Raw genomic sequence first — 6,767 nt, 5'->3', positions numbered from 1 at the left:
GAATCATCAAGTTCATGATTTGTGCTCACCAGGCCAGCTCACCCGCCGGCCATAGTGGCGGATGCTACATAAGTCCGGATATTTGGAACTCATCCGCAACGGCCGGCGCGAGGCGTCGGTCCGGGTGAGCCGGATAAGCGTCGTGAAGGTTCGCGGCGCGCCCAGCGCCAATGGGAGCCAAGCATGTCGGACATCATCATCAGCGAAAAGCAACTCTCCAAGTCCGCCTTCTCGGCGGTCATCAACCTGCCGATCGAGCAGGTTGACATCGCCGACTGGCTGTTCAATCTGCCGGAAGCCGAGTACCAGCGCTGCTGCCCGCCCGACCACATCTCGGCCGGCTCGACCACGACCGACGACGGCAAGCGCATGTCGATCAATGTGGAGATGATCGGTCGGACCTTGATGGTCCAGCACTATGTTGCCGAGGTCGCCACCCCGAGCCTGTGCAAGATGGTCTCGACCTCGGACGCCTTCACCCCGAACGGCCGCACGCGTGTCCAGGTCATCTGGACCCTCAGCGTCGAGAAGATCGACGATAAGAGCTGCAAGTACACCAACAGCGTGGTCGCCCACCCGACCCAGGAATTCCTCGATTTCATCGACAAGCACGGCACGCCGTTCGATGACGCCGCGGCCGCCCGTCAACGCGACGGCGGCGACCACAACAGCCGCGAAACCCCGCTGTTCGCCGCCAGCATCGAGCGCCGGGCCCTGGCCCGCAGCGTCGCCAAGGCCGCCTAAGCCTTCCTTCAACCCGATCGAGCGCAGGACGGCTCCCCCGGCAATCTGTCCTGCAGTCCATCGACGTTCAGCCCGGCCCTTGCGGTCGGGGCTGAACCGCCGTCCCGGCTACGCGTGGCTTCACAGTCTTGTCCTCGGAAGGGTGAAGCAAGCCCTGCTCTCGGGCCCGGTCGAGGAGGGCTTTGACGCTCGATGGCGCCCAGGTCCGGGCGCCGGTTTTGGTTGGGATGCCCTGACGCTCCAACTGGCGGCCGATGCGGGCGAGCGTCGGCTTCTCCCCATCGGTCGCGTTGTGGATGGTGGCGACCAATTCCACCAAGCGCCTGTCCTGCACCACCGCCTTCTTGGAGCGGCGCGGCGCCGCCTTCAGCAGGCTGGGATCGGCCAAGCCGTCGCCGACCAGGCGACGGACGGCCCGGATCAGCGCGTCGCGCGTCCAGGGCGCCGGGTTGTCGCCCGGGCGCTTCTTCACCGCCGTGTTGAGCACGTCGACGACGCGGTCCCACGGGTGCGCCGGCCGCAGCCGTTCGACGACCGGCAGGAACTCCCCGGCGCCCGCAGCGACCCGCTCGCTGAGGCGGTCGTCCCGGGCGCGGGCCACCCGGCGCCGGGCGAGCGGGTCCTTGGCGATCAGTCCCGGATTGCCCGGCTGCTTGCCGATCGCCTTGGCGGCCCTCACGCCGGCCTTCGTCCGCTCGCGGATCAGCGAGCGCTCGAACTCGGCTACGGCGCCGAGGATCTGCAGGGTGAACTTGCCCTGCGGGCTACCGGTGTCGATCGGGTCACCGAGCGATTTGAAGGCCGCTCCCTTGCGTTCCAGGCCGTCGATCACATCGAGAAGATGGGAAAGCGAGCGTGCCAGGCGGTCGATGCGCACCACCACCAGAGTGTCGCCCTTGCGGACCCGGTTCAGCACCGCCTTGAGCTGCGGCCGCTCGCGGTCGGCGCCTGAGGCGTTCTCCCGAAAGACCTCGGTGCAGCCGAATGCCTTCAGGCCGAGGAACTGCGCCTCGGTCGACTGGTCCTCGGTGGAGACTCGTGCGTAGCCGATGAGGGCCATGGGTGCCTGTTTCCTGTGTCCGATGGCTTCCCAGCCGGCAGGGCAAGGCAACCCCATCCGGCCGGCTGCGCCAGAATACCCTGTTTTCAGGTCTACCGCATGACTGTAACCATCCGGTTGATACCCAGCGGAAAAAATTCGGCCGCCACGCCTGCCCCCAATCCTCTCCGCAGGCAGCGAGACAAGACGCCAAACCAGACGGTCGGCCGGTAAGCGCCGGCCGAGATGGCCGGACGCGCAACCCCATGCAGGGCAAGGCTCGCCCGCTTCCCGATGTCGGTGCAGTTAGGAAAGATCGCTGCAATAGGCTATCCTGGCGCGGCTTTCCCGGAGCCGCGATGATCCTCCTCTCCCTTCTCCCCGCCCTGCTCGCCGCCGAACGCGCGCTCGGCCGCCTCGACCAGGCTCTCGCCGACCCGGCGCGGCGCCGGCGCCTCGCCGCCGATGCCGCCCGCCGCTCGGCCGCCGCCGTGATCCGGCTCGACGGCCACCGCCTCGACGCCCACGACTTTCAGCGCGCCCTGGCCGCCCCGGAGCACGCCCAGGGCGAGGCCGCCCGCGCCGCCCTGCTGGTGCCGCTGTTTGCCCAGCTGCCGGCCGGCCTGACCGGCGCCCTGCCGCCGGAGCGCGCCCCCGTCCGGCCCGCGGCGGCCGCGGCCGGGGAGGCGGACCCGGGGGACGTCGTGGCCGCGGTGCGCGCCTCGATCGCCGCCCTGGAGGCGGTCGACCTCGGGGGCGGTGAGGACCCGGAGGACGTGGAAGGCGACGGGAGCGGTGCCGTTTCGCCGCCGCTGACGCCGTGGACCCGGCCCTGGCTGGACGAGCTGCACCGGCGCTGGAGTGTCGCCCAAGGCGGCCGTCCGGCCGGGCTCGGCGAGGCCCGCGCCGCCGATGCCGGTCCGGCGCTGGAGGCGGTGGCCGAGGCCCTGGATGCCGCCCCCGGCCTGCTCGGCGCGGCGGCGGCGATCCGCGCCCTGGCGCTGCGGCCCGACCCGGGAGCACCGCAGCGCCGCGGTCCGGACGATGATGCCGAAAGCGTCGCCCTGCGCGCTGCGGTCGCGGCGGAACGGCCGCCGACCTCGTGGTGGAGCGTGGTGGTGTGGCTCGCCGCCCCCGATCTGGTCCGCAGCGCCTGCCGGCTGCATCATGCCGGACCACCGCTGACGGCGGCGTTCGCCCGCGACGTCATCGGCTACCGGCTCGCCCTGGCCGGGACCGAGGGCGCCTGGACGCGCTGGGTCCTCGACAGCATTCCCGACCTGGTGGCGCATGAGTTGGAACGGCTGCGCCAGCTCGATCTGCTGCAGGAGCATTGGGAGGCGCGGCTGGCCGCCACGCCGCGGCGCAGCAGCTCGCGGCTGCCCGACGTGCTCGACTGGCTGCACGACCGTCCGGCCTTCACCATCAGCCGGGTGGCGGGCGAGCTGAAGGGGCGTTGCGGCCTGTCGCTGCGCGGGGTGCATCTGCTGGTGGAGCAGCTCGCCAAGGCCGGCGTGGTGCGCGACATCGCCGACCGCGGCGGCGAGCGGGTCTGGGCCTGCGACCTCAGCTTCCTGCCGCCCGGCCGCTGAGTGGCCGGGCCTTATCCAACAAGCCATGGCGCAGGTGGACCGGCGGACCGTGATGCGGCGTCCTGAGGAAGGCCTCAAGCGACCCGCATCACCACAGCCCCGCCGTCAGGTCCTGAGCGCCACCACCTGACGCAGGGCCTGTTCGGCGGCGGCGAACACGCTGTCCCAGTCGCCGGGCGTGGTCTGGCGGAACAGGCGCATCGACGGATACCAGGGGGTGGTGTCGCCCTTATCGCCATAAACCCAGTAGGGCATGAACTGCAGCAGGTTCCACACCGGGCGGCCGAGCGAGCCGGCGAGATGCGCCACCGAGCTGTCGGTCATGATCACCAGATCGAGCCGTTCCAGCACGGCCGCGGTGTCGGCGAAGTCGTTGAAATGCGGCCCCAGCGGCGTGATGAGGGTCGAGGTGCCGAGCGTCGCCAGCTCCGCCTCCGGCGGTCCCTTCTGGATGCTGTAGAACCGGACCTTCGGCACGTCGAGGAAGCGCAGGAAGCGGCTGAGCGTGGTGGCGCGGCGCGCGTTGTCCTTGAAGGTGACGCGGCCGGACCAGATGATGCCGACCTTGACCGTGCCGTCATTGCCGGGCACCAGCCGGGCGGCCTTCTCGCGCGCTTCGGCCGGAACGGTCAGGCGGGTGGGCGGCGGCACCGTCTCGATGGTCGTGCCCAGCCGGTGCGGCAGGCTCATCAGCGGGCAATGGACGTCGTAGGCCGGGTAGGCGGTGCCGGCGCGGACGAAACCGTCGATGCCCTCCAGCCCGGACAGCAGCCGCTGCAGTTCCGGATGGCATTCCATCAGGACCCGGCCGCCGCGCGCCTTGACCATCGGCACATAGCGCGCGGTCAGCAGCACGTCGCCGAAGCCCTGTTCGGTGGTCAGCAGGATGGTCTTGCCGTTCAGCGGCCCGCCGTCCCACATCGGCCCTTCGGCGATGCGGTTCTGATAGGCGGGCAGCGACAGGCGGGAGTCGTAGTCGCGGAAGCCCTCGGCATAGCGGCCGACCTGCAGCAGCGTCAGGGCGCGGTCCCACAGCAGCGACGGATCGTTGGGCTTGGCGCGCAGGGCGACGTCCAGGATCTCCAGCGCACGGTTGAACCGGCAGCCGTGGCGCAGCGCCACCACCAGGTTGGACAGCAGGCTGGCATTGCCGCCCGACAGCACCACCGCATGCTCCTGCGCGGCGATGGCCTCGTCATAGCGTTCCACGTCGCCCAGCACGTTGCCCAGATTGGTCCAGGCGCCGACATGGCGCTGGTCGAACTCCAGCGCGCGCCGCTGGCAGGCGATCGCCGCCTCCGGCTTGCCGGCCTGCCGCAGCAGGGCGCCCAGCGCGCTCCACACATTGGGGTCGTTGGGCTGCTGCTCCAGCATCCGTTCCAGCATGTCGATGCTGAGGCCGTGGGAACCCTGGGGTTGGGCAGGTGCCGGAGCAGGTGTCGGGACGGCAGACACCGGACGGGGCGAGGCCTGAAGGGGCGAGGCTGCCGGGGAGGATGGCGCCGGGGCGGCCTGGGTGATGTTTGCCTTCATCTCTCGTCGTCGCTGGTGGTCTGCAATCGGTTTGGAGCAGGAGCAGAGCGCGGGTAGGGCATAGACGGCTCCTTAAGGAGAGTCAAACCGTCCCTTCGGCCGCACTTGTGCGTTTCCTGGGACGGGCTCAGCGCCGCCGCAGGTCCTGCAGGTCGATGTCGTCGATCCGGAAGCCGGCCTGCCGCAGGGCCTTCAGCACGATCACCTTCTGGGCGGTGCCTTCGCGTGCGGCGGCCTGCCGCAACTCCTCCACCAGATAGTCCGGCAGCATCGCCTGCCACGGCCGGGTCGGCGCCGGACGGACGATGGTGGGCGCCGGCTGGGGCTGGGATTGCGGGACGGGTTGGGAAAGGGTGGGCTGCGGCGCGGCGGGCGGTTCCGTCTCGGTCGGCAGAAACCCCTTGCTCAATCCGTACTGTCGGATCGGGTCGACATCGTCCGCCCCCAGCCCGCCGATCCCGATCCCGCCCAGCGGAGGACGGGCCGGCTTGGCCGCAGGCTTCAAGGGGGGCTTGGCGGGGCTTTCGGTCGACATGGGCACTCCGGTCAGGACGGCACCGGCATGGGCCGGCTGGATAAGCCATGAAGCAATATCATGACTTGCTGTCCTGTCTTTGCGACATGTGGCGGGTGCGAAGCGTGCCAAGACGGAAAGCCGGCCGGCGTGGCGCGGGAACCACAGGGGGGATGGAGGGGGGGATGTGTTGGAGAAATGTCATGAAATAAGGGCATGAGATGATGTGCGCGGTCGGCGGGGCGATCCGGGGGTGGTTCAATCCGCGTGGCCGAGTGTCTGATGAGATAAAGCCATGGCACGGTATCGGAAAAATAAATCATGAAATGATATTTTGATGTGGCCGGGGCTCTCGTGTGCCTCCGTCACCCTTGGGCCGCTGGCACTTTGAGTTGGCCCTTGCGTACCTGTCCATTTCGGCCTTGAGGAGGGTGTGGCGGAGGGACAGATGTGCGGGGAAAAGCATCGCTCCATCCCTTCTGTAAGAAGTTATTTAAAATATTCATGCCCTATTTTCATGATTAATAAACATGAAAATAGGGCATGTCCAATGGGTAGCCTCTGGCCGGCACCAGCATGCGAAGGGGCACCCCAGTCGGCGCGACTTCCCGATCAGAACGGTCCAGACGACCGCTCCACTCAATTTGGCTCCAGCTCCTTCGCTTGCTCGAACCACTGCCCCGCCTCTTTCTGCCGGCCCAATTGGGACAGGCAATGGCCGACAGCTTCCAGGCTGACGCCGAGGCTCTGGTGATTGATGTGTCCGTGGATGTCACCCTTCTGCTCGGCGTCGACCGCCTTTTCGAACCAGGGCTGAGCGTCGGCGAAGCAGCCTTGGCGATACAGGCAGTTGCCGATCTCATGCAGGCTGACGCTGAGGTCCTGGTGATTGATGCGTCCGTGGATGTCACCCTTCTGCTTGGCGTCGACCGCCTTCACGAACCAGGGCTGCGCGTCGGCGAAGCTGCCTTGGCGATACAGGCAGTTGCCGATCTCATGCAGGCTGACGCCGAGGTCCTGGTGATTGATGCGTCCGTGGATGTCACCCTTCTGCTTGGCGTCGACCGCCTTTTCGAACCAGGGCTGAGCGTCGGCGAAGCGGCCTTGGCTGCACAGGCAAATGCCAATCTGATGCAGGCTGACGCCGAGGTCCTGGTGATTGATGCGTCCGTGGATGTCACCCTTCTGCTCGGCGTCGACCGCCTTCACGAACCAGGGCTGAGCGTCGGCGAAGCTGCCTTGGCGATACAGGCAGTTGCCGATCTCATGCAGGCTGACGCCGAGGTCCTGGTGATTGATGCGTCCGTGGATGTCACCCTTCTGCTCGGCGTCGACCGCCTTCACG

6 protein-coding genes are annotated in these 6,767 nt (G+C 68.3%); 2 read left to right on the top strand and 4 right to left on the bottom strand.

Annotation, left to right across the window (positions count from 1 at the left end):
- Positions 1-183: 183 nt before the first annotated feature.
- A complete protein-coding gene (locus FZ029_RS30030; RefSeq protein ID WP_149273577.1) occupies positions 184-744 on the top strand; it encodes a hypothetical protein in 561 nt (186 codons plus the stop codon).
- A 67-nt stretch (positions 745-811) separates the two neighbouring features.
- On the opposite strand, the gene FZ029_RS30025 is transcribed toward FZ029_RS30030, so the two are convergent.
- A complete protein-coding gene (locus tag FZ029_RS30025; protein WP_149273575.1) occupies positions 812-1,804 on the bottom strand; it encodes a recombinase family protein in 993 nt (330 codons plus the stop codon).
- Positions 1,805-2,142: 338 nt separating this feature from the next.
- Here FZ029_RS30025 and FZ029_RS30020 point away from each other — a divergent pair, with 338 nt between their 5' ends.
- Positions 2,143-3,375, top strand: a complete 1,233-nt coding sequence (locus FZ029_RS30020) for a hypothetical protein (RefSeq protein ID WP_149273573.1) — start codon at positions 2,143-2,145, stop codon at positions 3,373-3,375.
- Between the two features lie 105 nt (positions 3,376-3,480).
- On the opposite strand, the gene FZ029_RS30015 is transcribed toward FZ029_RS30020, so the two are convergent.
- From FZ029_RS30015 to FZ029_RS30005, 3 genes are all read right to left on the bottom strand, one after another.
- Positions 3,481-4,908, bottom strand: a complete 1,428-nt coding sequence (locus FZ029_RS30015; RefSeq protein ID WP_149273571.1) for a tetratricopeptide repeat-containing glycosyltransferase family protein — start codon at positions 4,906-4,908, stop codon at positions 3,481-3,483.
- A gap of 127 nt (positions 4,909-5,035) precedes the next feature.
- On the bottom strand, positions 5,036-5,443 hold the full coding sequence (locus tag FZ029_RS30010; RefSeq protein WP_149273569.1) for a hypothetical protein: 408 nt from the start codon (positions 5,441-5,443) through the stop codon (positions 5,036-5,038).
- Positions 5,444-6,061: 618 nt separating this feature from the next.
- A partial coding sequence (locus FZ029_RS30005) for a tetratricopeptide repeat protein (RefSeq protein WP_149273568.1) occupies positions 6,062-6,767 on the bottom strand: 706 nt, incomplete at its 5' end.

The organism is Azospirillum sp. Sh1 (assembly GCF_008365135.1).
Taxonomy (GTDB): domain Bacteria; phylum Pseudomonadota; class Alphaproteobacteria; order Azospirillales; family Azospirillaceae; genus Azospirillum; species Azospirillum oryzae.
This window is presented reverse-complemented; position numbering and strand designations above follow the sequence as displayed.

Bases quoted from the DNA above. Each gene is read 5' to 3' on its own strand.
- FZ029_RS30010 (WP_149273569.1), bottom strand. From the start codon at position 5,443: ATGTCGACCGAAAGCCCCGCCAAGCCCCCCTTGAAGCCTGCGGCCAAG.
- FZ029_RS30020 (WP_149273573.1), top strand. From the start codon at position 2,143: ATGATCCTCCTCTCCCTTCTCCCCGCCCTGCTCGCCGCCGAACGCGCG.
- FZ029_RS30025 (WP_149273575.1), bottom strand. From the start codon at position 1,804: ATGGCCCTCATCGGCTACGCACGAGTCTCCACCGAGGACCAGTCGACC.
- FZ029_RS30030 (WP_149273577.1), top strand. From the start codon at position 184: ATGTCGGACATCATCATCAGCGAAAAGCAACTCTCCAAGTCCGCCTTC.
- FZ029_RS30015 (WP_149273571.1), bottom strand. From the start codon at position 4,908: ATGAAGGCAAACATCACCCAGGCCGCCCCGGCGCCATCCTCCCCGGCA.